The sequence below is a fragment of the Sediminispirochaeta smaragdinae DSM 11293 genome (genome assembly GCF_000143985.1).
Taxonomy (GTDB): domain Bacteria; phylum Spirochaetota; class Spirochaetia; order DSM-16054; family Sediminispirochaetaceae; genus Sediminispirochaeta; species Sediminispirochaeta smaragdinae.
Genome location: NC_014364.1, coordinates 2,656,051 through 2,678,911, shown reverse-complemented (window position 1 = coordinate 2,678,911; position 22,861 = coordinate 2,656,051). Strand labels below are relative to the sequence as shown.

At 49.7% G+C, this 22,861-nt stretch carries 27 protein-coding genes and 1 tRNA gene; 22 read left to right on the top strand and 6 right to left on the bottom strand.

The window, feature by feature from the left end:
* Position 1: 1 nt before the first annotated feature.
* The 15 genes from SPIRS_RS12580 to SPIRS_RS22760 all read left to right on the top strand — a co-directional run bounded on the left by SPIRS_RS12580 (position 2) and on the right by SPIRS_RS22760 (position 11,400).
* Entirely contained in the window at positions 2–694 is a 693-nt protein-coding gene (locus SPIRS_RS12580; protein ID WP_013255066.1) for a hypothetical protein, read from the top strand.
* Between the two features lie 2 nt (positions 695–696).
* The gene (locus SPIRS_RS12575) at positions 697–1,098 is read left to right on the top strand and encodes a hypothetical protein (protein WP_013255065.1); all 402 of its coding nucleotides are present in this window, start codon (positions 697–699) and stop codon (positions 1,096–1,098) included.
* A gap of 20 nt (positions 1,099–1,118) precedes the next feature.
* The gene (locus tag SPIRS_RS12570; protein WP_013255064.1) at positions 1,119–1,394 is read left to right on the top strand and encodes a hypothetical protein; all 276 of its coding nucleotides are present in this window, start codon (positions 1,119–1,121) and stop codon (positions 1,392–1,394) included.
* On the top strand, positions 1,375–3,552 hold the full coding sequence (locus SPIRS_RS12565; RefSeq protein WP_013255063.1) for a coiled-coil domain-containing protein: 2,178 nt from the start codon (positions 1,375–1,377) through the stop codon (positions 3,550–3,552). The genes SPIRS_RS12570 and SPIRS_RS12565 overlap by 20 nt, the downstream gene beginning before the upstream one ends.
* A gap of 2 nt (positions 3,553–3,554) precedes the next feature.
* Positions 3,555–6,869: a hypothetical protein gene (locus tag SPIRS_RS12560; protein ID WP_013255062.1), complete on the top strand. Its 3,315-nt coding sequence runs from the start codon at positions 3,555–3,557 to the stop codon at positions 6,867–6,869.
* The gene (locus SPIRS_RS12555; protein WP_013255061.1) at positions 6,866–7,477 is read left to right on the top strand and encodes a tail fiber assembly protein; all 612 of its coding nucleotides are present in this window, start codon (positions 6,866–6,868) and stop codon (positions 7,475–7,477) included. Before SPIRS_RS12560 ends, SPIRS_RS12555 begins: the two co-directional genes overlap by 4 nt.
* Before the next feature lie 4 nt (positions 7,478–7,481).
* The gene (locus SPIRS_RS12550; RefSeq protein WP_013254586.1) at positions 7,482–7,715 is read left to right on the top strand and encodes a hypothetical protein; all 234 of its coding nucleotides are present in this window, start codon (positions 7,482–7,484) and stop codon (positions 7,713–7,715) included.
* Between the two features lie 6 nt (positions 7,716–7,721).
* Complete coding sequence (locus tag SPIRS_RS12545) at positions 7,722–8,093, top strand: hypothetical protein (protein WP_013255060.1); 372 nt, start codon at positions 7,722–7,724, stop codon at positions 8,091–8,093.
* 94 nt (positions 8,094–8,187) lie between these two features.
* On the top strand, positions 8,188–8,436 hold the full coding sequence (locus tag SPIRS_RS12540) for a hypothetical protein (RefSeq protein WP_013255058.1): 249 nt from the start codon (positions 8,188–8,190) through the stop codon (positions 8,434–8,436).
* Between the two features lies 1 nt (position 8,437).
* A complete protein-coding gene (locus SPIRS_RS12535; protein WP_013255057.1) occupies positions 8,438–8,827 on the top strand; it encodes a hypothetical protein in 390 nt (129 codons plus the stop codon).
* Between the two features lie 234 nt (positions 8,828–9,061).
* A complete protein-coding gene (locus SPIRS_RS12530) occupies positions 9,062–9,622 on the top strand; it encodes a hypothetical protein (protein ID WP_013255056.1) in 561 nt (186 codons plus the stop codon).
* Between the two features lie 58 nt (positions 9,623–9,680).
* Positions 9,681–10,097 carry a hypothetical protein gene (locus tag SPIRS_RS12525; RefSeq protein ID WP_013255055.1) on the top strand — a complete coding sequence of 139 codons (417 nt, stop codon included), beginning with the start codon at positions 9,681–9,683 and terminating at the stop codon, positions 10,095–10,097.
* Positions 10,060–10,308, top strand: a complete 249-nt coding sequence (locus SPIRS_RS12520; protein ID WP_041866073.1) for a helix-turn-helix domain-containing protein — start codon at positions 10,060–10,062, stop codon at positions 10,306–10,308. Before SPIRS_RS12525 ends, SPIRS_RS12520 begins: the two co-directional genes overlap by 38 nt.
* 271 nt (positions 10,309–10,579) lie before the next feature.
* Positions 10,580–10,963 carry a JAB domain-containing protein gene (locus tag SPIRS_RS12515; RefSeq protein ID WP_013255054.1) on the top strand — a complete coding sequence of 128 codons (384 nt, stop codon included), beginning with the start codon at positions 10,580–10,582 and terminating at the stop codon, positions 10,961–10,963.
* Between the two features lie 32 nt (positions 10,964–10,995).
* Positions 10,996–11,400, top strand: coding sequence for a helix-turn-helix domain-containing protein (locus SPIRS_RS22760; protein ID WP_041866072.1), 405 nt, complete (start codon positions 10,996–10,998; stop codon positions 11,398–11,400).
* Here the strand turns inward: SPIRS_RS22760 and SPIRS_RS12505 are convergent.
* The 4 genes from SPIRS_RS12505 to SPIRS_RS12490 all read right to left on the bottom strand — a co-directional run bounded on the left by SPIRS_RS12505 (position 11,397) and on the right by SPIRS_RS12490 (position 15,166).
* Positions 11,397–12,257, bottom strand: coding sequence for a tyrosine-type recombinase/integrase (locus SPIRS_RS12505; RefSeq protein WP_041866071.1), 861 nt, complete (start codon positions 12,255–12,257; stop codon positions 11,397–11,399). The genes SPIRS_RS22760 and SPIRS_RS12505 overlap by 4 nt on opposite strands.
* Positions 12,258–12,779: 522 nt before the next feature.
* Positions 12,780–12,852 (bottom strand) — tRNA-Val (locus SPIRS_RS12500).
* A gap of 37 nt (positions 12,853–12,889) precedes the next feature.
* A complete protein-coding gene (locus tag SPIRS_RS12495; protein WP_013255051.1) occupies positions 12,890–14,335 on the bottom strand; it encodes a sodium/glutamate symporter family protein in 1,446 nt (481 codons plus the stop codon).
* Positions 14,336–14,374: 39 nt separating this feature from the next.
* Positions 14,375–15,166: a DUF6675 family protein gene (locus SPIRS_RS12490; protein ID WP_013255050.1), complete on the bottom strand. Its 792-nt coding sequence runs from the start codon at positions 15,164–15,166 to the stop codon at positions 14,375–14,377.
* A gap of 93 nt (positions 15,167–15,259) precedes the next feature.
* On the opposite strand from SPIRS_RS12490, the gene SPIRS_RS12485 reads away from it, so the two are divergent.
* Genes SPIRS_RS12485 through SPIRS_RS12475 form a run of 3 tightly spaced genes read left to right on the top strand, consistent with a single transcriptional unit; the run spans position 15,260 to position 17,316 of the window.
* Complete coding sequence (locus SPIRS_RS12485) at positions 15,260–15,955, top strand: YggS family pyridoxal phosphate-dependent enzyme (RefSeq protein ID WP_041866070.1); 696 nt, start codon at positions 15,260–15,262, stop codon at positions 15,953–15,955.
* A 4-nt stretch (positions 15,956–15,959) separates the two neighbouring features.
* Positions 15,960–16,367 carry a hypothetical protein gene (locus SPIRS_RS12480; protein WP_013255048.1) on the top strand — a complete coding sequence of 136 codons (408 nt, stop codon included), beginning with the start codon at positions 15,960–15,962 and terminating at the stop codon, positions 16,365–16,367.
* Positions 16,357–17,316 (top strand): RluA family pseudouridine synthase, encoded by a 960-nt coding sequence (locus SPIRS_RS12475; RefSeq protein ID WP_013255047.1) that lies wholly within the window; start codon positions 16,357–16,359, stop codon positions 17,314–17,316. The genes SPIRS_RS12480 and SPIRS_RS12475 overlap by 11 nt, the downstream gene beginning before the upstream one ends.
* Here SPIRS_RS12475 and SPIRS_RS12470 read toward each other — a convergent pair.
* Together SPIRS_RS12470 and SPIRS_RS12465 are read right to left on the bottom strand one after the other, a co-directional pair.
* Positions 17,234–17,857: an MBL fold metallo-hydrolase gene (locus tag SPIRS_RS12470; RefSeq protein WP_013255046.1), complete on the bottom strand. Its 624-nt coding sequence runs from the start codon at positions 17,855–17,857 to the stop codon at positions 17,234–17,236. The two genes, SPIRS_RS12475 and SPIRS_RS12470, sit on opposite strands and share 83 nt — an antisense overlap.
* The gene (locus SPIRS_RS12465; RefSeq protein ID WP_013255045.1) at positions 17,854–18,450 is read right to left on the bottom strand and encodes a pentapeptide repeat-containing protein; all 597 of its coding nucleotides are present in this window, start codon (positions 18,448–18,450) and stop codon (positions 17,854–17,856) included. Before SPIRS_RS12465 ends, SPIRS_RS12470 begins: the two co-directional genes overlap by 4 nt.
* Before the next feature lie 62 nt (positions 18,451–18,512).
* On the opposite strand from SPIRS_RS12465, the gene murI reads away from it, so the two are divergent.
* The 4 genes from murI to SPIRS_RS12445 are packed head-to-tail and all read left to right on the top strand — an operon-like array spanning position 18,513 to position 22,859.
* Positions 18,513–19,298: a glutamate racemase gene (gene murI, locus SPIRS_RS12460; protein WP_013255044.1), complete on the top strand. Its 786-nt coding sequence runs from the start codon at positions 18,513–18,515 to the stop codon at positions 19,296–19,298.
* Complete coding sequence (gene rsgA / locus SPIRS_RS12455; RefSeq protein ID WP_013255043.1) at positions 19,298–20,260, top strand: ribosome small subunit-dependent GTPase A; 963 nt, start codon at positions 19,298–19,300, stop codon at positions 20,258–20,260. Before murI ends, rsgA begins: the two co-directional genes overlap by 1 nt.
* Positions 20,236–22,638 carry an endonuclease MutS2 gene (locus SPIRS_RS12450; protein ID WP_013255042.1) on the top strand — a complete coding sequence of 801 codons (2,403 nt, stop codon included), beginning with the start codon at positions 20,236–20,238 and terminating at the stop codon, positions 22,636–22,638. The genes rsgA and SPIRS_RS12450 overlap by 25 nt, the downstream gene beginning before the upstream one ends.
* On the top strand, positions 22,635–22,859 hold the full coding sequence (locus SPIRS_RS12445; protein ID WP_013255041.1) for a hypothetical protein: 225 nt from the start codon (positions 22,635–22,637) through the stop codon (positions 22,857–22,859). The genes SPIRS_RS12450 and SPIRS_RS12445 overlap by 4 nt, the downstream gene beginning before the upstream one ends.
* The last annotated feature ends 2 nt before the right edge of the window (positions 22,860–22,861 follow it).

The window sequence follows — 22,861 nt, the reverse complement described above, 5'->3', positions numbered from 1 at the left end:
TATGGAAATAGACAGACTTGTGGGAAGTGACGGGAAGCTTGTCACCGTCAAACTTGACTCTGAGGTTGCAGGCGACGGGGCAAAGAGTCTTGATGAACTGGTAGGAGGAGAAGTGGCAAGCGGAGAAGGCGCCGGCTGGTGGAGTATCACGGCAGTGGGAGAGACAAGCGCTTTTGCCTCGGTCCTTGAAAATGGCGAGCTGTTCTGGGACGACGGTTCTCTTGTGCCTGAGTCAGGAGATGCGTGTGCCTTTTTAGAGGAAAGTGAGAAGGCTGATATCCAGAGCTTTTCGATTGATTTCAATAAAAATGAGATCGATGTGACCACCTTGAGTGACAAGGTCAAACGCTACCGATCAGGGAAAACGGATATGACAGGCGGCCTTGAAGGGCTTACTACCCTGGATGTTACCGATGCAGCCGGCTACGTCATCAACAACTTCATCAAGGTTATAAGGCAGTCGGCAAGTGGCACCATCATCAAAAACGATGTGGACGGCTCGCCGATCTACATCAAGGGCGTGATCCAGAAGTCAACGGATAAAGGGGAAAAGGAAGCCTTTATCTGGGCAAAGGTCATCATTCTTTCTTCCAGCCTTGGGGCCTCGGGAGAAGATGCACAGAACTTTTCAAGTAGCTTTCGCATAGCACCGGGAGACCCTGATCCCACCCTGTACATAAGAGAGGCGGCATAAAGATGGCGAAACCTATCACCATAGCCCGGGACGGGGTGTATGTCCCCTCCTGGGGCAATAAGGGACGGAAGAAGGATGAGAGAATAACGGTGCATTACCGGTTTCTCACCTTTGAAGAGGAAGAGAAGATCTACGGCCGGGCACGTCGGGAAGCCGGGCCGGTGCCGGATAAGGATAATGAGGCAGCGTACGAAGGGTGGTATGCCGACTATCTGACAATAGCGTGGGTACTTCGGGTAAAGAAGATGATTACCGGTATTGATAATCTTGTCGTGTGCGTCGAGGGAAACTGTATTGAAGTGGACAGCGGAGAGCAGCTGTTCTCCGATCTACCCCTTGTTGCACTTGCAAGTGAGCTCATGCACGAGCTCAAGAGCCTGACTTCCGTTGATAAAAAAAAATAGCTCTTGGAATCGGGCTGTGGATGAAGGGCCAGAGCTCGCAGAAGGTGCGCCGGGAGATTGGAGACGGAAGGCTCGGCGTGGTGGTCGACGGAAGGCTGGTAACGATCCTGCGAAGTGAAGTGAACGAGTACCTTGATGACTGGTTTTGGAGTGCCTTCGGTCTGTGGTACCGCTATAAGCTTTTCGGCGCTCTTCCCTTCTCAGGGGGATGGGCGGAATTACCGGCTTTCATCGTCGAGATCATAGAAACGGCGGAAGGTGCCTATAGGAACGGGTATGGGATCAACAGTAATTGACGAGCTGAAAATACTTCTTCGCGCAGAGACACGGGCCGCGGTAAAGGCCATGCGCGATGCAGAGAAGCAAACCGACTCACTGGAAGGCCAGCTCAAAAACCTTGCAGTGGGGGCTGCAAAGAGTTTCGGCGCTTATGCTGCTGCGGCCGTATCAGTGAAGGCGGTGATGCAGCAGATGAAGGAATCGGTCAAGCTGTACGGCGTACAGATAGAAGCCGAGGATGCTCTTGCCGCGGCAATCAGGGCGACCGGAGAGTCTGCCGATGATCTGTTACCCGGCCTCAAGGAGATAGCTTCGGGGATCCAAAGTGTCACGACCTACGGTGATGAGGCTATCCTGAGTATTATGCAGCTTGCAAAAAGCCAGGGAGTTGCAAGCGATAAGCTTGAAGAAGCATCGAAGGGAGCGATCGGGCTTGCAAACGCCTTCGGGATCAACCTGCAAACATCCATGAAGGCTGTTGCTCTGGCGATGAATGACGATTACACCATGCTCCAGCGATACATCCCGCAGTTGAGGACCGCCACCGGCGATGGAGAGAAGCATGCAATCGTTCAGAAGGCCATGGCTGACGGCTTCGAACTTGCCAAGGCAAAAGCTCAAAACGGTGTTGCTGCGGTTACCCAGTTAAGTAATGCCGTCGGTGATTACAAGGAGAGTCTGGGCCGATCGATATCCGACGGTATGGAGCCCTTTGTCAGATGGCTGACCGATATCGTCACCGAGGCGGCAAACGCCCGCAACAGTCTTCTTGATATCAAAGAGGTCCTCGATGCCTATGAGAAGGCAGGAGGAACGGTCGATACCAAGGGGTCAAAAGCACTCCTGCAGGCTCAGCAGGCGCTTGCCCTTGAACAGGAAAAGCTCATGGATCTGCAGGACCGGTACTACGGCCAGGAGAATGAGGCTTCCAGTACGATCATTGCAAACCAGGAAGCGAAGATCGCCGAGATCATTGCAACGATCAGGGCATTAGGTCAGCAGAAACAGGCTGAACAGGAACTTGCGAGCATCTCAACCGAACAAAACCGAATTGCCGCCGAGGCTGCAAAGAACAATGTACAAGCCCTTGAGCTGTACAGAAAGCGCCGGCTCGATGCCATGGAGCCGAACGAGAAGCAGCTGAAACTCCTGCAGGATGAGATCGACAAGTGGGCTGCCGTTCGTAATGCCGGGGTGGCCGCCGGTCAGGATATGGCTGAGGTCCAGAGGCTCCTTAACGATCTTATCGATGAGAGAAACCGAAAGCTTTCGGAAGGCAAGACCGACTGGTCACAGCCGCTTGAAGGGCTTTCTGAGTGGGAACAAGAGTATAAAGACATTCTAAATGAAGCCTCCCTTGACCGGCAGCAGATGGAACGGGACGAGGAGGCCCGTCTTGCCGAGATACGGGAGAGCTTTGGAAAGAGCCAGCTGCAGGCCCGCCTTGATGAGATACGCCTGCAGGTGGATGCGGCCAAACAGGCCGGTGTGGATGAGGTGGATGTTGAGAAGTGGAAAACCGAGCAGATCATCCAGCTGTATGCCTCAAGGGCCCAGGAGGCTATGGCCATCTACAACCAGCTAAACGGCATGCTTTCTGATATCTACAGCCTCCAGGGGGATCTCTCGGATGCTGCGGCCGAGAAGGAAATTTCCAACCTCGACAACCAGATCGAGTTTAAGAAGGCGGCCGGGGAAACATACGAAGACCTTGAAGCCGAGAAGACGGAGAAAGAGGACAAGCTTGCGCGGAAGCAGTTCGAACGGGACAAGAAGAACAGGAAGAGTGAAACCATAGCATCGGGAGCACAGGCGGTTATCAATGCCTATGCATCCATGAACCCGATTGCGGCCTCGGCCATGGCCGCCGTCATTGCAGGGCTGACCGCCCGCAAGGTGGCGCTGATCAATCAGCAGCAGTACACGGGCCTTGCAGACGGCGGTATTGTGCCGGCGCAGGGAGAGTCCGGAGGATTGTACCGGCTCGGAGATAAAAACAAAGCTGAGACGGTCATCCCCTTTGACATCCGGAACCTCAAAAGCGGCGGGACGACGGTACAGGTGCATGTGGACAGCGTGTACGGTCCCGGAGGATCGGAGGCCTTTGCAAAGTACATCGTCCAGACGGTAAAGCGCGGCCAGTCATCCGGCCGTGTCGAGAAGTGGGGAGCCTGACGATGAGCTGGCAAATTCTCATTGATTACGGGGACGGCTGGGTCGATATCACCGGCTACGGTGGAGATAACTTTGTCAGAGACTCTCTGAAGCTTACCGAGAAGCTTCATGACGATGATTTCAAACCTGCTTTAGGTTCGGCCACGTTCTCGGCTACTCTCACTCCGGCCCTTGCAATGCGGCTTTTGCAGTGTACCGGAGATATTCCGTGTGAAATCTATCGTGACGGGGTGATCTGGTTTCGCGGCTTCTCCCGGCCGGTGACCAAGTACAAGGTCACCGATAACGACCGGACGATCGACTTCGAGATCTATGATTATGGGTATCTGCTTGAATCCACCCTGCAGGACGACGTGATGATATCGGACGGGAAGATCTGTGACCCTGATGATCCCGACCATTCTATTGTTCACATACTCTTGGCATCGGCCGGCTACCCTTCCCAGTACATCGGAATACGGGAAACGATAAACAAAGTTATCCCGAAGCTTGCCTTTGCTTCCGGCGACAGCTATGCAGACGATCTTGAGGCAATCCTCTGGGATTACCATCATCTCTACAATGTATTCCCCGACGGGGTGATCGACATCTACGACTGGGCATCCTCTTCTGTCGAAGCGGACGGGGCTTTCAGTGAACAGAATATCATAGGATCTCTGGAGGTTGAGAGAAAGGATTCTGAGGCTGAGCAGGTACAGGTATCCTTCAATCAGTATGAGAAGCTTACCGGGCTTACCCTCTACTATGAGAAGGTTGATAAATGGGAATCGATAGCATCAAATAGCGGCCAGGATGCCGAAGGTCCGGCGCTTTGGCCGGCAGATGGTCCCTATCGCTGTGACTACAATCTCGATATTGGTAGTTCAAATTATGAGATAGTCGGAGCTGAAAACCAAAAACTGGAACTCCATGGGTATACGTGGGTTTCTTTCGGTCCGGAGCCTGGACACAGCACATGGATAGATATTTTAGGGATGGGACAGTTGTTCGGTGTCTATGACCTTGTTATGGAAAACCATGCAACAACCTATTCGGAATTCCAATTTAACCTTGCAGACGGCCAGCTTATCAATGAGATCAAGGTAACCGGTGATCTCGATATTGTTTACAAGGATCAAAAGAAAACCTCCGTATTCTCAAGGCCGGAGAGCACGGGCAAACTGAAAAAGTATTCAGCCAACTACCTGTATGACGATGACGCGGCAACCGAGCTTGCAAACGCTTTGTATTCCTCGATTACCACAGGAAGACTTCATTACACGTTTAAAAGTCTTACCGAAAAGAGCCTTGGAAGCTACGTTACGGTGAGCTCCCTTTCCCTCGGCATATCAAATACCGTTCGTATCACTTCCCGAAGCTGGGATGTTGAAACGGAGATATGGGAATACGAGGGCGTAAGTGTGGCCCCGCTTGAAACCATCCTCGGGACGGTTGTTGCAGGGCAGATTGTGGTGCCGACCAATCCGGATGAGGCGAAGAGTGTGGCCGAGCGGGTGGATGTGGGCCTTGAGTCGGACGGAAGCATCATACAGCCGGTCAACGGCAACCAGCTGGTGGATATCGACACCACGGTGGCAGGGCTCTATATGACGGCAAGCGCTCTGGGCTTCTTTGATGGAGAGGAGTGGACAGCAGTCATTAATAATGATGGTACCTGGTCCTTTCTCGGGGACGGGAATAACTACATCAAGTGGGACGGCGGAACCCTCCAGATTCATGGAGACCTGTTTCTCTCCGGTGACTCAGAGCTTCGGGGAAAGATTACCGCAGGCAACGGTATTGAAAGTGACGACTACAAGCAGGGTGGTGTTTCGGGCTGGAAGATTGGAGGGGACGGGGATGCCTTTTTTAACAACGTGTGGCTTCGTGGGGACCTGTACGGCATACTCCATGACCTGACCATTGACGGAAACCTGACCCTCTCGGGCGGGGCCATCAAGGCGGGGGATACGATCCTCGATGCTTCGGGGATCAGGGCCAATGCGGGACGGGTCGGCAACTGGCTGCTTTCATCCACCGCCATACGCTCGGATGAGGTGGGAAAAGCGAGGATAGAGCTTGATCCCGGAGACAACCGTATCGAGGTGTGGGGGGCTGCCGGGGCCGAGCCTCGGGTTGCCATGGGATACCTTGGGGGGCTTTCTGACCCTTCGGACAGAGCAAAAAGCCTTGCCTCTACCATTTTCGGTTTCTGGACGGCCGACGGGGATTCGATCGAGATCAGGGGCGAGATGCGCCTTGTTGATGGTCAGTATGTGCTCCAGGATGATGCGGCCTTAGAGATCCAGGACAGTACCACCGGTAAGGCGATCCTTCGGGTGGGATCGAATGCCGGACGACAGGGTGTGCATTTCTTCGATGAGACGGAAGCGCCTCTTCTGTCTCTGGTGGCCGATGGTATCAAGGCTGCCGGAGAACAGGTTATCTTCGGTAAGGCCCGCTCTGCTTTCACTTCCTATCCTGCCGGCATGCCGGATGAACCTTCTCTTTCAATTGAGCCGCAAAGATTGATTACATTTACACGTTTTGGGTCCAAGAGAGTGTACGGATATATAGATCTCGCAAACTTTGTCTGGGACGGCGAAATACATACAAATACCATGTGGATTAGAGATGTTCTGAAATTCCCCGCGGATAATGATGTTGGTTATGTACAGCTTTATGTTACAGAAGCTAACCCCGATGGATTGTCGTTATTTGGCAACGGTGGGTTTTACTGTGAAAAATTAACCACCAGAAAGATAGTTGCTTCACTTGAACTTATCGTTGAGTTAGGCGGACAGGATTTTATCGTCAATAACGAGCACCTGAGTTACAAAGGATATGATATTTACCACAAAGGGAATCTCGATGTAGAACAAAATTCCCACCCTGTAGGCTCCCAGTACACACAATACGCCTCAAGCGCAAGTAACGACCTATCGGTTGCCTTTCCGACTAACGAGTCCCCTGCTTACCTGTTTGGAGGGACCTGGGAGAAACTGTGGGACGGTGAAGGCATAGACTTTCATACCGAAGGTTACAACGGTTCTGGCCGAACAAATGGGCTAATGCCCGATAATCTCCAAGGCTTTATCACACTTAATGGTGTAGGAACTAATACAAGCGGAAGTAATCCTAAAATTTTTGTCTATGGATACACGACTGAAGACGTACCAGGAAAAGCTGAGGATATCAATGCGGCTGCCAATGTTGATACAACAATTCAAGGCAAAACATCGGGCCCCAAAAGTGATGGTACGAACGGTACTCCTCGCATTGGGGCAAGAACATCCGACCGTAACCGCCTCATGAGGATATGGAGGAGAATTGCATGAAAACCTACGCCGTAGTAGATGGCTCAATGATCACCGCTGTGGTGCAAAGTGCCGATGAGACGGCAAAGCTTGCAGAGCTGTTTCCGGAAAAAACCATCAAGGAGGTTCCTGCAGGGTTTACCGGAAACAAAGGCGATGATATCCGCTTCTTCGATGAGGAAGGAAATCGGCTTTCGATAGCAGCCGCAACAGAAGCCGGGCTTGTGCCTGAGGCCGGAGAACATGAGGCTATCACCTGGGAAGGCGGTAGGTATGTGCTTACCCCTGACTATACCGGTGTTCCCTACTGGAACAAGGCCACAGGAGCGGCGGTACACCTGTCCCTCGGCCGAAAGCCCGATGAGAGTATGACCGATATAGAGCCTTCGGACCCGCAGGCCGTGTGGAACGAAACGGGCTGGACGGTTCCCGAGGAGGTGCTCTCCGAACGGGTTCGCTTAGAACGAGACAGGCTGTTATCTGAGAGTGACTACATCATGATGGCCGACTATCCCCTTACCGACAAGTCGGACTGGGAAGCCTACCGGCAGGCTCTCAGGGACATTCCCCTACAGCCAGGCTTCCCGCAGGAGATTTCCTGGCCACAGGTACCGGAGAAAAGGAGCTAAGCCAATGGGCGATAACGACAAAATCGATATGGTCTTAAGCATTGTGACGGAACAAGGCCGGGACATCAAAGAGATCAACAGTAAGCTCACCGACTTTTTCATCAACCGGGAAAGTACGTGCCCTGTTGAGAAACGCCATGAGAAGAAGATTGAGTACCGAACAGTCATTGTCGGAATGGTGTGCGGTCTTGGTGGTTCGATTATCGGGGGACTACTCCCCGTCGTTTTGGGAGGGTGAAGACGTATGTATTATCAAAACAGTATTGAGATGCCGGATCGGGTGCAGCAGTGGGGATGCTACGCTACTTCAATTGCTGCGGGAGCAGCAGGCAGAACGAAACGAGTCATTTCACAAGAGCAGTTTGTGAACGCTGTGGTTGAGGCTGAAAACCGTCGTTATCTGACCGAGGACCCGGAGGCGCCTGGAACCTTTATGTATGTGGCGGACCCCGCCGGGATCTTCCGCCTCTTCGGCCTGAATGTACGCTACCTCGGGAAAAAAGACGCGGACTATATATGCCAGCCGAACGAGATAGAAATACTCTTGTGGCGACGGTGGAATGAAAAACGCGCAAGTACATCTACCATTTCACCCTGGGTAACGGCCGTGGCATGACCGTCTATGATCCATGGGCTCCATTCAGCAAGACTGCAAGCGAGGGGGAACTTCGGTCGAAGCGCATCTTTCTCGATCTTGGAGAAGTAGCGGCATGAAAAAGCTCATCGTAAAGCTGTGGAAGGCTCTGGGAGAGAAAGGAAAGGTGGCGACAATCATCGGTTTCCTTTTTGCCTTCCCGGTGAACATCAAGTTTATCATCGACTACTTCTCCGGAGTCTTCTACACCCGGGGCCAGATGGAAATGGCCCTGGTTACCAATGTGCTGGCCATGGTGTGGCTGATCCTGCCGTCGGTTGTTTCCATCCACGGACCGAAGATCAGTATCGAGGTGAAGGATTGAGATGCGCAAAATTATTAGCATTATCCTTGCTCTTGGCGTGTGTTTTTCCGCTGGCTTCCTCCTGGGCACTTACCGCTCAGGAAGAGGCAATAGTGGACGAGCTGCAGAATACGATAGTCGAGGCAAAAAGCGAGATACAGAGTATCAAGCACTCAGCGATGAGTATGAGCGAGCAGTTGAGACGTACGAGGGAGAGCTCGCAGAACTTCGAAAAGAGGTGGCAGGATACAGAAAAGAGGCTGGAAAGCTTACAGAGCGAATCGGAGGAGCGCAAAGCGAAAGTAGCAGCATTGCAGAGCGAGCGGGACGGGCTGAGGAAGGACTATCAAGAGCTCTTGATCTATTGCGAAGGCTTAGAGAGGCAGAACCGGCGGCAGCAGACGACCCTTAAAGCCGGTGGCTCTGTCCTGGCTGTCTCTATTATTGTGAACATCCTACAGGCAATCTTCTGAATTTCCTCATTTCGCAATAAAATACCATAATAAATTAACAAAGAAAATTAACATTTTTTTTGAAACTTTCTGTTGACTGTACCGCTATATAGAGGTATAATGCAAGAGTAAGGTTGATTGAGACCTTAACAAAACCAAAACGCTACCCGGAAGGGAAGGCGAAGGAGAAAGAAATGACAGAAATAAGAGTTGAGAAGTTAAGCACAGACGAAATCGATCAGGCTGAAGTTCGGGAAAGATGGGAAATCTTAGCCGAAGAACATCAAAATACTAATCAATTTGATAACTATTCTTCCACGCTTTACAAAGACCCTGAAACTGGTAGAATTTACTATTATGAAGATCAGATCAATGAATACTCATTATGGGAAGTTGAAGAAGATGATTTGCTTGGAAATACTAAAAAAGATTACGAGGCCTTTGTCAGCGAACAAGTAAGCGAGTGGATAAGCAATTCTGATGATCCGATTATGGAATCTATTGCATGGGGTCATAGAGATCCTGATAGTATTAAAGCAGATCCTGAGTATACCGGGGAATGTAAAGTTTTGGTTATCGGAAATTACTATGGATATCAGCCAATCCAGTGGGCAAGGGATGAATCAGGATGGGAAGAGATTACATTTGATTCTGCGGCTCAGGCTCAAGAATGGATTGACGAAGAGGAAGATGGTATATATTACCTATCTCACAACGAAGCTGGTAGACCTGATTATTATATCATAGAGGCTTAACCAATCATGCCCCGCTTCGGCGGGGCTGTCTATTTATAAAGCAAAAGGAGAAACGAGCATGAGCGGGAAAACATCGATCTATTGGAATTCGGTACTTGAGAAGAAGCTTGATCCTCTTGTCAAACGTCATGGTGGAGCATCGAGAGCAATCACTATAGTTGCCGACAGGTACGAGGAACTCATGAAGAGGGAGAAGCGAACGCTTCGTGAGCTATTTTCAGATGGAGAAGTGAATCTGATGCTTAATAATGCATTGTCAACAGCTTATGAGCCTGGCGCTGTTATTCCTGGAGCGGTCCTTGCGGATACGGAAGACGAGATAGATGCACAGTTTGAATATTTTGGGGTTAACCGCGGGGATATTATAAAAAAGCTCAGGTCACTCAATATTGGTCAGCAGTTTGCACTTGTTGACTATCTTGAGGAGCTCCGGGGAGATGCTGGCGGTGACGATAGCACAGAAGAAGATCATTGATTACATGGAACAACAAGAATTATCAAGAGCTGATCTTGCAAGAAAGATCGGCGTCAACAAATCTACGATTACCAGAATATTGAATGAAGGCATGATCATAGATAGTAGAGACACTCTGCAACGAATAGAGCAGGAGATCGGTATCAATAACGATTGGACGACATCTATCAATGGCGGTCCAGAATACGGGAAAGCGGTGCAATATTTATAATTAGAAGTATGAGGGGTTGATCACTCTTCTGGCTCTAAAATTGTAGATTGCGAAATTGATATGCATCGTTTTGTCAAAAATGATCATGAATTATTGATAGGGTATGATGACGACACTGATACTATTTATATCTAAAAAATTAAATAATTTATAATAAAAATAGTTGACACATAGGCCCAATGGGCCTATACTATAAAAGTAAGGTTGATTGAGAGATCAACCAAGGCCGCCCGTATGGGAAGGCTGAAATACCGGAACCAAGGAGTTACCGATGAACGAGAAAACCAAAATCAACAATCCAGTAGATGCATACGACTTATTGAGCCGCTATGCCAGCGAGCGGCAGGATCATTTTATTGTACTGACGCTTGATGGTGCGCACCAGGTAAACGGTCAGCATATTGTCACAATAGGGCTTGCAAACAGGACGCTTGTGCATCCTCGTGAGGTATTTTATCCGGCGATTGTTGACAATGCTGTGGCAATCATTGTTGCTCACAACCACCCATCGGGACAGATTTTGCCGAGTCCAGAGGATGAGCAAATAACACAAAGGCTGCATGATGCAGGCGAAATACTTGGGATACCGGTACTTGACCATATAATCATTGGTAACGGCCGGTATTATAGCTTCGCTGAGGCAGGGTCTTTATGACCCGCCTCTCCCTCAATGGGGAGGAGGCGAATATGGTAGAAGATAAATTAAGACCGAAAAGTGATTTCATCATCTTCCAACGTGGCGACTTGCAGATTTTTGTACACGACGAAGAGGGGGAGGAAATATACTACAAAGTTGAAAATGGTAAAATTGATATCCTGGCAAATAGATACATAGGAAAGGGCAATAAAGACAAGCCGGGTGAGCTCTCTTATAATTACCCTGACAACTCAGAATGGGCAATTGCTGAAAATACAGCACCGTCACCGGCAAAACTCAGGGCACTGCTCAAGGAAAAAGGCTTAACTGGTTCGCAGGCTGCCAAGATTGCAGGGGTCAACCCTCGCACAATTAGAAAGTGGGTAGGGGGAGAGAGAGGGATACCAACAGCCGCTTGGAGACTACTTCTTTTGGCCAAAGAGGATACTCCTTAACTTTCTGTTATTACAACAGATTCCGCAGAAAGAAGAACCTCAATATCCGGCAGCAATATCTTAAGCCTCTCTCGTTGGGCTTTTTTATACCTACTTTGTACCTTAGTGAGCCGTTTTTCACCCGTCCCGTGTGAGTGTCCTACATATTCCCGTACAAGGATAGGATCGGCTCCGCCGTCAATGAGGTGAGTAATCAAAGAACTTTTAAGTGAGTAGGGCGTTCGCTTTCGTCCGTCAGCATCATTAGTCGGCAGGTCAAGCGTAGCCATCATGTGGGCGAAACGTTTTGGGAAAAACGCATATGTTAAACGCTGGCCAGTGTCGTCATGACAGAAAACAGGATCGGCAGGGGCCACATGCAGCATTGAATCAGAGAGCTCACGAAGCGCCTTTGTTGCCATCGTGACAATGGGTATACTCCTGGCCCCTGCCGCCTTTGTAACCCTGAACGTGATCATATCACTATCTACATCTTCCCAATTAAGTCGCAATATGGCGGATGGCCTTTCACCGGTTGCAAACATCAAGAGTGCAAGAGTGTAAGGAATAATCGGCAATACCTTCTCCCCAGACGGAGATCCGTGGTATCCGGTATCATATCCCCACAATCTTAATCCACCAGGAAAGGAAAACATCTTTCTAATTTCTTCGATTGAGAAAATTCCTCTTTCCTCTTCGTCGGATTTAATACTATGTACCCCGACGGTTGGATCGTTTTTTATGTCGCCTCTGTGAAGCCCCTCATTGATAGCTGTCCTTATCGCTCCGACGGTAAGGTTGATTGTTCTCGTTCCTGTTCCTGACCTTCGAAGATCCTTTTTAAAGTCCTCGATATCTCCCGGAGTCAGTTCGTCCATTCTGAATTCGGCTATTCGGTGCGTAAGAACCAGACGGTCTATTCGTGATCGTTGGTCTTTACGAAAGGTGTCAGAATAACGCCTGCCGTCTGATAGAACGCGGGTAATGTGCGGGCATTCTGGCGTGAAGTATGGACGAAGGAATTCCGCGAGCGTTGGCGATTGTGATTCTGAACCGTCTTTCAGCTCGCGTATTCTGTTAAGGCAAAAGCGTACTATCTTTTGTTCACTCGATCTCTTTGGCTTGCCTGAACCGTCAAGTTCAGCCTCTATATGGCTACTTTTCCGGTCCTCGCATAACTCGAAAGGCACACCAGAAACCGGGGAAATCGAATAATACCAGATATTCTTTCCTTTAACCTGACGGAAATAATACTTGAAAGGCTTCCTTGCTCGTCCCATAGGAGGATTATAGCATTACAAAATATTTTTTTATACACATATCGTACACACTAAACAGAAAAAAAAGATCACCAATTTGAGGTGGTCTTTTTAATTCTATATTATATATAGATTTAATAGTGGGCGATGCAGGGCACGATCCTGCGACCTCCTGCTTGTAAGGCAGGCGCTCTCCCAACTGAGCTAATCGCCCGAGGTGAGCAAAACCTACCATGAATCTTTTTATTGTGTCAAGCAATATCGCTGTCGGTTTCCATATCCTGGCCTCGTAACCATATCTCTTTCGGTTTTCGTATACCTCTCCGTTTTGAGATAAGAAAATAGCTCACGAGGACGAAAAGAAGATAAGCAAAGGCAACGGCAACGGCCAGCCAGAACAGAATGGGGTTCCCATGAGTTGCACTGTATGCAGGAAGATTGATGATCATGATAAAGGGTATTGCAAAGACAAATGTCAGTCCCGATGAGAACATGTAGTCACGGGCTACTGGGGTTTCAAAGTCGGGATCGATGACGCGCAACAGGGCCAAGCCTGTCGGCATGGTACCGGTTGAAACTCCAAAGATTACCAGCATTCTCTGGAAACGATGATCGGTGAAAATTCTCGAACAAAACCAGGGCACACTGATAAGCGCTAAGACGCCGCCGATGGTACTGAGAATCAGAATCGGGACGATGTATTTGCCGACCACTACGAGGCTGATGGCACCTATTGCCGCGGTGACCATAAGATCGACGGAGAATCCCGATATCCTGGTGAGGGTCCCGTTGTCGAAGGTGTATTCGAATTTTGCACCCTTTGCGAAGGCCTTGAAACCGAGAGCCACGATTGCCGAAAAGACAAAATTGATCCCCCAAAGATTTGTTGCCAGATCAACTCCAAGGGGACCGGCTAAGGCAAGCAGGAGGCCGAGGCCTTTCAGAAGGAAATAGCTTATAAGGTAAACGACCATCACCAGGGCAATGTGATAGGTAAAGGGATCGATTGCCTCTGTCTCAGTCGACATAAAGCTTCCAATTGGCCGTTCGACACCTTTTTTCATGAGCCCAGAGCGGATTCTACGACTGTTAAGGAGTTCAATCTGTTCCTTATTCAGCCATCCTCGCTGTATTGCATAGTTTATCAGAAAAACACCACCGAAACAGGCCCAAAGAAACCCGATGGCGGCAAAGGTAAGGCCCACCGTTCCCGCTCCGGTAAAGCCCATGGGCTCCCATCCCGAGCCGATGGCAAAGGCTTGTCCCGGTCCCAGTACGAAACCGAGAGGGAGCAGGAAACCGAAGGCCGGGAACAGATCGGGAAAAATTGTCTTTATCAGCAGAAAGGTGACCAAGAGACCGAGAAAAGCTTGAAGTGCATACTGTGAAAGAACCGAGACTGAGGTAGCAAAAATGGTTCCTTTGCTCTTTCTTACCTTGCCGTTTCCCTTTCGTAAGGTCATGGCAATAAAACTGATATTCAAGAGGTGGTAAACCAGCATGCCAAAGCCCTCGTTTGTCAGGCCGTATTTTGGAAGCACAAAGTTGTAGAGAATAAGGAGGATGAATCCGGCCACCAGTGCATTCGGAATGAGAAACCGTTGAACAAATCGGATACGGGTTCGAATAAATGTTGCAATCAACAAGGCCGCTGAAATGATTCCGATATTGATAATGAGTGACCAGGGAAAATTCATTGAAGCCTCCTATGGTTCTCAGTATTATGGCATAGAATGCTATTTTACGGAAATGCGGTAACGATTTTCAAACCAATTTTTAAGAGCTTCAATACGATAATAAAACGAATCGGTCTTTTTTCGCTCCAGACCAAAAAAGGAGATACTGTTTACACTGCAGACACCGTAAAAAAGAATTCCTTCATCCACGGGATAGAGAACAATACTCAGCGAGAGATCACCGGGTGAAACCATCGGAATGAACTTATATTTCATCTTGGTCATGTTCACCATTTCGAGTAACAGCGTTTTGCCGTCTCCTTCGAAGTGTGTTGCATAGATATTTGTCCCAAAGGTGAGATCGGTTTGGCGAAGGGTAAGGTCGAGGGATCTCGGCACTGTTTCGAAATGGGGGTCTGGCAGAGGTCTTCCTGATTCAGGGCTATCGATGACCGTTGATTCGGTAAAGAGCGTTCTCATTTTTTCCCTCGATGCCGAATAATACTCGATACCCTCCATTGTGCTGACTGAAAAAAGGATCGCTGCAGCTTGCTCATAAGCCTGTTCTTTTGATGCACCCTGGGGGTAGGGCATCAGCGATAGGCTTTCAACCCCGAGAGTCGGGTCAAGGGAGCGTACTTTGTCGGAAAGGGTCTGTGCCGAGGTGAAATTCAGGATATAACGTAAATCCGCTTCATCCTCGGAGAAGAAATAGCGCGTGAGAGGTTCCCCCGCTTTCAGCTTTTCCGCATCGTTTCCCGTAAGATAGGGAACAGCCTCAAAAAGTGTCTGCGCACCAAGGTTCAAGGTTGAAATCAGCGCCAGTGTAACCATGATAATCTTCTGTTTCATGAGAAGAAAGATAATACAGAGCTGCAGGCGGTTTCAATCATCCCTCCTCTTTTATTTCATTTTCTCTCGTGATATGCTCATTGTATGGAAGGTATGGACGGAATGATTGCTGGAAATATTGCGAGAATTCAAGATGAGATTGCCGAAGCTGCCCATAAAGCGGGACGAGATCCCGGGGACATACAGTTAATGGCGGTAACGAAAACACATCCCTTCGAAGATGTTCTTGCCGCTTATCAGGCCGGGATTCGTCTTTTTGGTGAGAATCGTGTTCAGGAAGCTGTCGGTAAGTACACCTTACCCCTTCCTGCCGATATGAAATTACACATGATCGGTCATTTACAAAGCAATAAGGTGAAACAGATTGTTCCCTTTGTTCAATGTGTAGAGTCAATCGACAAAGTCGCCACTGCCGAGGAGCTCAATAAAAGGGCACAAGTATCCGGGAAGAGTATCGATATCATGTTTGAAGTTAATACCTCCGGAGAAGTCTCGAAAAACGGCTTTTCCGAGTATGAAGAGTTAAGCGATGCCTTGGGAGCGGTACTCGAATTGGCTGCTCTTCGTGTAACCGGTCTTATGACTATCGGACCTCTTGGTGGAGATGAGGGGCAGATCAGAAACGCCTTCATCCTTCTTCGTTCAATGTCCGATCGTCTTTCGACGGAATACCCCCAGGTAGAGCTCCGTGAACTTTCGATGGGGATGTCAGGGGATTTCCCTATCGCCGTTGCCGAAGGAGCGACAATCGTACGGGTGGGAACTGCAATATTCGGGAGACGGGAATAAGGAGATGACCCGTCCTCTTGTCGTGCGAATTGTTGTTTTTCTCATTCTCCTTTGCTTTGTTGCAACGTTACTGCCTGCCGATGATACTGAAGATACTGCAAGCGATGAGTCCGATTACGAACCCTATAGTGCATCCGAATTTCCTCAATGGGCCTTGGACCTTCGGCGTGCCGAGGTTATTTTCTTTGGCTCGCTCCCCTTTACTCTTCTTTTATCGACCCTTGGATTTGATTCGTACAACTATGTTGCCCACGATTTCGATACCGATTATGTTCCCTTCTATTCGACGGGAAGCGGGGAATATTTGGTAGATAGTGAAGAACGAACCTATCGGATTCTGGCGGCGGTCGGTGGATCACTCTTGCTTGCCCTTGTCGATTATATCATTGGAGCCTCTTCCGGTGGGCGTTGAGAAACAAGGCTGCCGCTGGGAGGACCGCGTTCGGGATATCCCGGACGGAGGTGTCAGAATCGATCGTTATGTGAGCGAGGTTGCCGGACTCTTTGCCCGCAGCCAACTGCGTCAGCGTAATCCCCGTTTCTTTATTAATGGAAAGGTGGTCAAGGCATCATCGCGGGTCTATACGGGGGATCGTATTGCATTAATGTACGAGGATCAGCCCGAGCCATCCTTCGGGGCGCAGGCCATCGATCTCTCTATTATATATGAGGATGAGCACGTCATTGTCGTTGATAAGCCTCAGGGACTTGTCGTTCATCCCGCGGCCGGGAACTGGTCCGGAACCCTTGTACAAGGCCTTTTGTATCATTGCCGCGAACTGGGAGAACGGTTCGGCGAGGATACGGTACGCCCCGGCATCGTTCATCGTCTCGATAAGGATACCTCAGGGGTCCTAATAGCGGCAAAAGATCCGGAAACCCGTCAGTTTCTTGCGGAGCAATTTGCCAACAGACGGTGTAAAAAGCGTTATATTGCCCTTGTGAAGGGAGACCTCTCCAATGCAACGGGCCGTATGGAAAGCGGCATCATCCGTGACCCGAAGAACCGGAAACGTTTTACCTGGACTATGAGTGGAGGAAAGCCTGCGGTGACGGAGTATACCAGGCTCAGGCGAGGAAATGATTGTTCTCTTGCCGCTTTTAACTTGCTTACCGGTAGGACCCATCAAATTCGGGTCCATACGCTGATGCTTGGCCACCCGGTCATCGGTGATCCCATCTACGGCAGAAAAAACACCCGTTTTCCGGACCTTGGTTTGATGCTTCACTCCATGAGCCTTGAAATCCTTCTGCCGGGGGAGAGGGAGCCTCGCCGCTTTATCGCTCCTCTTCCCGAACGCTTCCGAGCTCCCCTTCAGCAGTGCTGGGGACTTGACTACCGAGCCGTAGATCCGGATTGAAGAGCTTTTCCGTTTTGAGGGTAGTCGGCGAGCCGTGGCCGGGGAAGATGAGCATATAGTCGGGGAGTGGGAGAATTCGTTTCTGTATCGATTTGAGCATGATGGCTCGTTCTACAGCCCCTTCACTCGATCCGATTCTGCCTGCGGCAAGGATGTCGCCCGTGAACAGCATGTTCTCAATTCGGTAAACCAAATGATCTCCCGAATGTCCCTTTACATCAATAGGAACCACTTTGATCCCCTCGAAATCGTACTCTTTTCCATCCTCAAGGACATGCGCCGAGCGACCGAGGACCACCGGGTGCTTTCCGTATATCTCTGCATCGTAGATTTTTCCAATGGTACCAAGCCCCTTTACATGACTTTCATGGCTATGGGTGACCAGAATGTAACGAACATAGTAGCCGTTTGACTCGATCATGTCCAAGAGCTCCACATCCATCACGCCGGGATCAATAAGGATTGCATTCCCGCCCCCCTCGGGGCCGATCAGATAGGTATTGGAAAAACCGACGACGGCAAAATGGAAAAAGAGCTTCATAATACCGCTTCCCTTCCGAAACTTGCTTCCTCATAGTTCGAATACTTGAAATTAACACCTGTCCTCTCGGTCGCATAAAAGTCTGCCTTTTTCAGATTGCAGTCGATGAAGGTGACATTATTGAGCTTCGCATTGGTAAAATTTGAGTAGTAGAGATCCGAATCGTCGAAGATGGTATGTTCGGCCTTTATCCCCAGAAAATTTGTATGAATGATATCGGATCCTGAAAAATCGCAATCAACGAAGGTTGAACCGGCAAAGACGGAATAGGTGATGTTGCATCCCGTGAAACGACATTTCTCAAAGGTTGAGAAAGGGAAAAAGCAAAGCCGAAACCGTGAGCCACTGAAATCAATATTGCGAAAATGTGCTTCGGAAAAATTACAGGTGGTGAGGGTTTTCTCTCTCATATCAAGTTCCCGGAGGACGATGCCCGAGCAGCTGATATCTTTTATTCGCCTCTCTCGATCGAGGATCTCTTTGCAGCGTTTGGTGCTTGCTTCCCTGTCGGGGCTATGCTTCAGACAGGTGCTTTGACCGGTAGCCGAGAAAGAGTTACACCCCGGCTCACTACATATGGAATTGGAAAACATAGTTTTAGAGTAATGGAAAACTCTGGCTTGTCAATACGCCGTGAAGGTTTTACTATACGGCCATGAAGAATACCGGCCCAATTGCCTTCTTTGACTCCGGTATCGGAGGATTGCCATACCTTCAGTGGGTACGAAAGAAGCTTCCCAACTTCTCCTATCGCTATCTTGCCGATAGGGCGAATTTCCCTTACGGCGAAAAATCCATTGAAGAGTTGGGTGGGCTTATCATAGGCTCCATGGAACGCTACATCGAACGTGTTGATCCCTCGATTGTCGTCGTTGCCTGTAACACAGCTTCGGTAACGGCGCTTCAGAAGCTCAGAGACACCTTTTCCGTTCCCTTCGTAGGGGTTGTTCCGGCGATAAAACCGGCCGCCGCTCTTTCTTGTACGCATACCATTGGATTGCTTGCCACAAAGCGTACCGTGGAGGATCCCTATACCGACAATCTTGTCAGGCTTTTTGCCGACGGGTTTCAGGTCGAACGATTCGCCGGTGTCGATATCGTGGATTTTGTCGAAAATCATCTCCTCGATGCCGAACCTCATGAGATTCGTGAGGTTCTTGCCCCTGCGGTTGCCTTTTTTTCGGAAAAGGAGGTTGATACCTTGGTTCTGGGATGTACCCATTTCCTTCATGTCAGGGATGAGATTGCCGAAGCCTTCGGTGGCCGGGTGAAAATCGTTGATTCCATCGAAGGGGTCGGAAGGCACGTTATCCAAATGGTTTCAGAATACCATGGAGGCGGGGGCGGCGGTGAGTTTTTTGTTAGCGGTATTGAGGGGGCGGTCGATACATACCGGCGTTTCGCCGATGCCTATGCTCTCGGCTGGGGCGGCGTTGTGTAATGGAGTCGACGGGAACCATTCTTTGGGGGGCAAACAATATCTTTACCCTCTATGATGCCGTCGAGGATCTTACCTTGCGATGCAGGATTAAAGGCAAAGTCTTGGAACGTGGCAGTTTGCAGGAGTATAACCCCCTTGCCCCGGGGGATTGCGTCCGTTACGAACGGCAAAGTAACGAAGCCGATGAGGAGGGGATCATCCTTTCCAGAGAAGAGCGCATAAATGCCTTTGTTCGTCTCAACCAGAAGCGAAACATGCCGCAGGCAGTTGCCGCAAACATCGATTTTCTTGTTGCCATCCTCTCTCCGGTGACACCGCCATTCCGTCCTCGCTTTCTTGATCGGGTACTTGTAGCATCCGGGGAACGTGTACCGGTCATCATCGTGCTTAACAAATATGATCAGATAGAGGGGTATGACGATGTTGCCGGAGAGGCCATTGCCGCCATTGAGAAGCGGCTTGATGCCTATGAGGCGATGGGGTATGAGATTTTCAGGACCTCTGCAGTCACAAAGAAAGGCACCGATTCGCTAAAAACAAGGATAGATGGCCATTGTGTTGCTTTTTTCGGCCAATCGGGAGTCGGCAAATCTTCCCTGCTCAATACGCTTTATCCCAAGCTGGAGTTAAAGACAGGAGATGTTTCGGTAAAGTATAATAGGGGAAGACATACGACTACTTTGTCTCGAGCCTATGTCATTGGAGGAAGCATGGTGATTGATACTCCTGGAGTAAGGGAGATCATTCCCTATGGAATTGGGCCGGAGGATCTCGGCTTTTATTACAAGGATTTTTCCGCCTATAGCCACCTCTGCCAATTTCAACCCTGTACGCATCGGGAAGAACCTGGCTGCGGAGTACGGGAGGCTGTGCTTGCCGGAAAGATCCACGAAGATCGCTTTGAAAGCTATCTTCGTCTTTATGAGGAACTTGAACGGTGGAAAAAACAGTTGAGCTATTAGAATTCGACAAAATACGAAAGGAACTTTCAGCCCGTTGTTTTAGTGAAGAGGGACGAACGCTCCTTTCCGGACAGCGTATTCTGACAAAGCGTCGCGAGTGTGAATCGCTCCATGATGATGTAGCTGCCCTACGAGTTCTGATGGAGCAGTTTCGGGAGTTACCCGCTCTCTCTTTTCCCTCAATTACAGAGGCTCTTAAAGAGCTTGCCAGACCAGGATCGTTTGTTGATGGCGAACATCTCTATCCCATTGCACGTTATATCCAATCAGCCGCTATCTTGCAGGACTATGTACAAGAGGGGAGTCAGGAGCTTTTTCCTCCCCAGTCGAAGGCGGCGGTGTTTCCCGCACATCTGCTCGAGCTATTGCAGCGCCTTGATCCTCCCCGTGAACTTGCTTCCCGCATCTTTTCGGTTTTGGAAGCGGATGGAAGTGTGAAAGAAAATCACCCGGAGTTGCGTACGATACGAAAGCGTCTTGGTGCTTTACGACGGGAATTAATGGAGATGAGTTCCCGCTATATGAACGAAAGTAAGGACTTATGGCAAAATGATGTGCCAAGTCAGAAGGATGGACGGCTTGTCCTTCCTCTGAAGGCGCAGCGTCGCGGGGCGGTAAAGGGCATTATTCATGACGTTTCTTCCAAAGGGGCTATCCTCTACCTCGAACCCTTTGACATTCTCGAGAAAAATAACGAGGTTGCCATCCAGGAACATGAGCTGCATCAGGTTGTTATCAAGATCCTACGAGAGCTTTCCGCCCTTGTTCGCGACCGCCTGGAGAGCCTTGAGACGCTCATTCCGGTCATCGCAGAGATTGATGTCATTCAGGCCCGATCACGCCTTTCCCGCTATTATCAGGGGATTCGCCCTATGATTGTCGACGAGGGAATTCGGCTCAAACGGGCCAGACATCCTCTACTGGGCCTTGATGCGGTTCCTATCGATATCGAACTGGGGGGATCGGTACGTTCCTTAATCATTTCCGGTCCCAATGCCGGGGGAAAAACCGTTACCCTGAAGACCATCGGCTTATTGGTACTGATGCATCAATTCGGGATAGAGATTCCTGCGGCCGAAGAGAGTGAATTACCGGTCTTTCGTGCCGTCTATGCCGATATAGGCGACGATCAGTCGATAGAGGCATCACTTTCTACCTTTTCAGGGCACATGAGGACCATCGCGGATATCATATCGCTTGCCCAGGCTCACACCTTAGTTCTTCTCGACGAATTGGGATCAGGTACCGATCCTGCCGAGGGATCGGTGCTTGCCATGGCGATTCTTGAGGAGCTGATTGAAAAAGATGCCCTGACGGTGTCAACCAGCCACCACGGCTTGTTGAAGAATTTCGGCTATACCCGATCGGGGGCAATGAACGCTTCCATGGATTTCGATGAGTCTTCACACATGCCTACCTACCGTGTGATTTCCGGAATCCCCGGTGAAAGCCACGCCTTTGCGATTGCACAACGCAGCGGTATGCCCCAGGGCTTACTTGATCGAGCCGAACACTACCGGCAGGAATCTGCCGGCGAGGTCGGTACCATGATCCGGGAACTCGAATCACAGACTTCTCGTCTCCGTAGTGAAGAACAGCGCCTTAATCAGCGTGAGAAACGTCTACGGGAAGAGGTGCGGGAAAACGATCTGAAGGAACTCCGTCTTAGAAGGCGGGAGAACGAACTGCGAAAAGAGGGGTATCGTAGTCTCGATGCCTTCATGCATGAGACTCGACGTGAACTTGAAAACCTTGTTCGTGAGTTGCGTGAAGGGGAGATAAACAGGGATAAGACCCTCAAGGTAAAAGAGTTCATCGGCACGATCGAGGAACGTTCCCACAATGAGAAGGAGCTGTACGAAAAGGAGCAAAAACGTCTTCTGGTACCCGAAGATCGACATCAGGAGGAAGCGTTTTCCGATTTTCCGCTCGAGGAGGGGCAGACCGTGTTTGTCTCAAACTATCAAAAACAGGGAGTACTCATAAGAAAAGAGAAAAGGGATCGTTGGATCGTTGCGATTGGCCCGATGAAATTGCCTGTTGCGGAAAAAGAGCTTCGAGCCGTTAAAGCCCAGCAGAAAGGGGGACGGCAGAAAGTTGCCGTAAGCTATGATGCCCCATCTGCCGGTCAGAGGGCCTCTTTCGTTCTGGATCTCCGGGGAATGCGACTTCAAGAGGCCATAGACGCTCTTATCAAGCAGATAGATGCGGCACTTGTTCAGGGTTTGAGGGAGTTTTCCGTGATCCATGGTACCGGTGAAGGGATCTTGCAGCGGGGAATACACGATTACTTGAGAGGCCATAAGGCCGTGGAATCCTATGAATTTGCTCATCCCGACGATGGAGGGGCGGGCAAAACGGTGGTACGACTGGGATGAATTCTTTTTTTGAGCTTTTGCTTGCCTTGATACGCTCTCCTCACTTTATTGTAGTTACCGTACTCATGATCCTTGTCGTGTCTATTATTTTAGCCGTTGCCAATATTTCCCCAAGCACCCCCAAAAAAACGAAGCATAGGCTCCGCCCCCGCAGAAAACGGGTTGAAACGGTGCCTCAGGTGACAAATGATGAGGCAAAAGAGGACGAGGAGGAGGTATAGAG

What these genes read in the sequence shown, in the direction of transcription:
- SPIRS_RS12580 (WP_013255066.1), top strand. Translation starts at nt 2, where the DNA reads ATGGAAATAGACAGACTTGTGGGAAGTGACGGGAAGCTTGTCACCGTC.
- SPIRS_RS12575 (WP_013255065.1), top strand. Translation starts at nt 697, where the DNA reads ATGGCGAAACCTATCACCATAGCCCGGGACGGGGTGTATGTCCCCTCC.
- SPIRS_RS12570 (WP_013255064.1), top strand. Translation starts at nt 1,119, where the DNA reads ATGAAGGGCCAGAGCTCGCAGAAGGTGCGCCGGGAGATTGGAGACGGA.
- SPIRS_RS12565 (WP_013255063.1), top strand. Translation starts at nt 1,375, where the DNA reads ATGGGATCAACAGTAATTGACGAGCTGAAAATACTTCTTCGCGCAGAG.
- SPIRS_RS12560 (WP_013255062.1), top strand. Translation starts at nt 3,555, where the DNA reads ATGAGCTGGCAAATTCTCATTGATTACGGGGACGGCTGGGTCGATATC.
- SPIRS_RS12555 (WP_013255061.1), top strand. Translation starts at nt 6,866, where the DNA reads ATGAAAACCTACGCCGTAGTAGATGGCTCAATGATCACCGCTGTGGTG.
- SPIRS_RS12550 (WP_013254586.1), top strand. Translation starts at nt 7,482, where the DNA reads ATGGGCGATAACGACAAAATCGATATGGTCTTAAGCATTGTGACGGAA.
- SPIRS_RS12545 (WP_013255060.1), top strand. Translation starts at nt 7,722, where the DNA reads ATGTATTATCAAAACAGTATTGAGATGCCGGATCGGGTGCAGCAGTGG.
- SPIRS_RS12540 (WP_013255058.1), top strand. Translation starts at nt 8,188, where the DNA reads ATGAAAAAGCTCATCGTAAAGCTGTGGAAGGCTCTGGGAGAGAAAGGA.
- SPIRS_RS12535 (WP_013255057.1), top strand. Translation starts at nt 8,438, where the DNA reads ATGCGCAAAATTATTAGCATTATCCTTGCTCTTGGCGTGTGTTTTTCC.
- SPIRS_RS12530 (WP_013255056.1), top strand. Translation starts at nt 9,062, where the DNA reads ATGACAGAAATAAGAGTTGAGAAGTTAAGCACAGACGAAATCGATCAG.
- SPIRS_RS12525 (WP_013255055.1), top strand. Translation starts at nt 9,681, where the DNA reads ATGAGCGGGAAAACATCGATCTATTGGAATTCGGTACTTGAGAAGAAG.
- SPIRS_RS12520 (WP_041866073.1), top strand. Translation starts at nt 10,060, where the DNA reads ATGCTGGCGGTGACGATAGCACAGAAGAAGATCATTGATTACATGGAA.
- SPIRS_RS12515 (WP_013255054.1), top strand. Translation starts at nt 10,580, where the DNA reads ATGAACGAGAAAACCAAAATCAACAATCCAGTAGATGCATACGACTTA.
- SPIRS_RS22760 (WP_041866072.1), top strand. Translation starts at nt 10,996, where the DNA reads ATGGTAGAAGATAAATTAAGACCGAAAAGTGATTTCATCATCTTCCAA.
- SPIRS_RS12505 (WP_041866071.1), bottom strand. Translation starts at nt 12,257, where the DNA reads ATGGACGAACTGACTCCGGGAGATATCGAGGACTTTAAAAAGGATCTT.
- SPIRS_RS12495 (WP_013255051.1), bottom strand. Translation starts at nt 14,335, where the DNA reads ATGAATTTTCCCTGGTCACTCATTATCAATATCGGAATCATTTCAGCG.
- SPIRS_RS12490 (WP_013255050.1), bottom strand. Translation starts at nt 15,166, where the DNA reads ATGAAACAGAAGATTATCATGGTTACACTGGCGCTGATTTCAACCTTG.
- SPIRS_RS12485 (WP_041866070.1), top strand. Translation starts at nt 15,260, where the DNA reads ATGGACGGAATGATTGCTGGAAATATTGCGAGAATTCAAGATGAGATT.
- SPIRS_RS12480 (WP_013255048.1), top strand. Translation starts at nt 15,960, where the DNA reads ATGACCCGTCCTCTTGTCGTGCGAATTGTTGTTTTTCTCATTCTCCTT.
- SPIRS_RS12470 (WP_013255046.1), bottom strand. Translation starts at nt 17,857, where the DNA reads ATGAAGCTCTTTTTCCATTTTGCCGTCGTCGGTTTTTCCAATACCTAT.
- SPIRS_RS12465 (WP_013255045.1), bottom strand. Translation starts at nt 18,450, where the DNA reads ATGTTTTCCAATTCCATATGTAGTGAGCCGGGGTGTAACTCTTTCTCG.
- murI (WP_013255044.1), top strand. Translation starts at nt 18,513, where the DNA reads ATGAAGAATACCGGCCCAATTGCCTTCTTTGACTCCGGTATCGGAGGA.
- rsgA (WP_013255043.1), top strand. Translation starts at nt 19,298, where the DNA reads ATGGAGTCGACGGGAACCATTCTTTGGGGGGCAAACAATATCTTTACC.
- SPIRS_RS12445 (WP_013255041.1), top strand. Translation starts at nt 22,635, where the DNA reads ATGAATTCTTTTTTTGAGCTTTTGCTTGCCTTGATACGCTCTCCTCAC.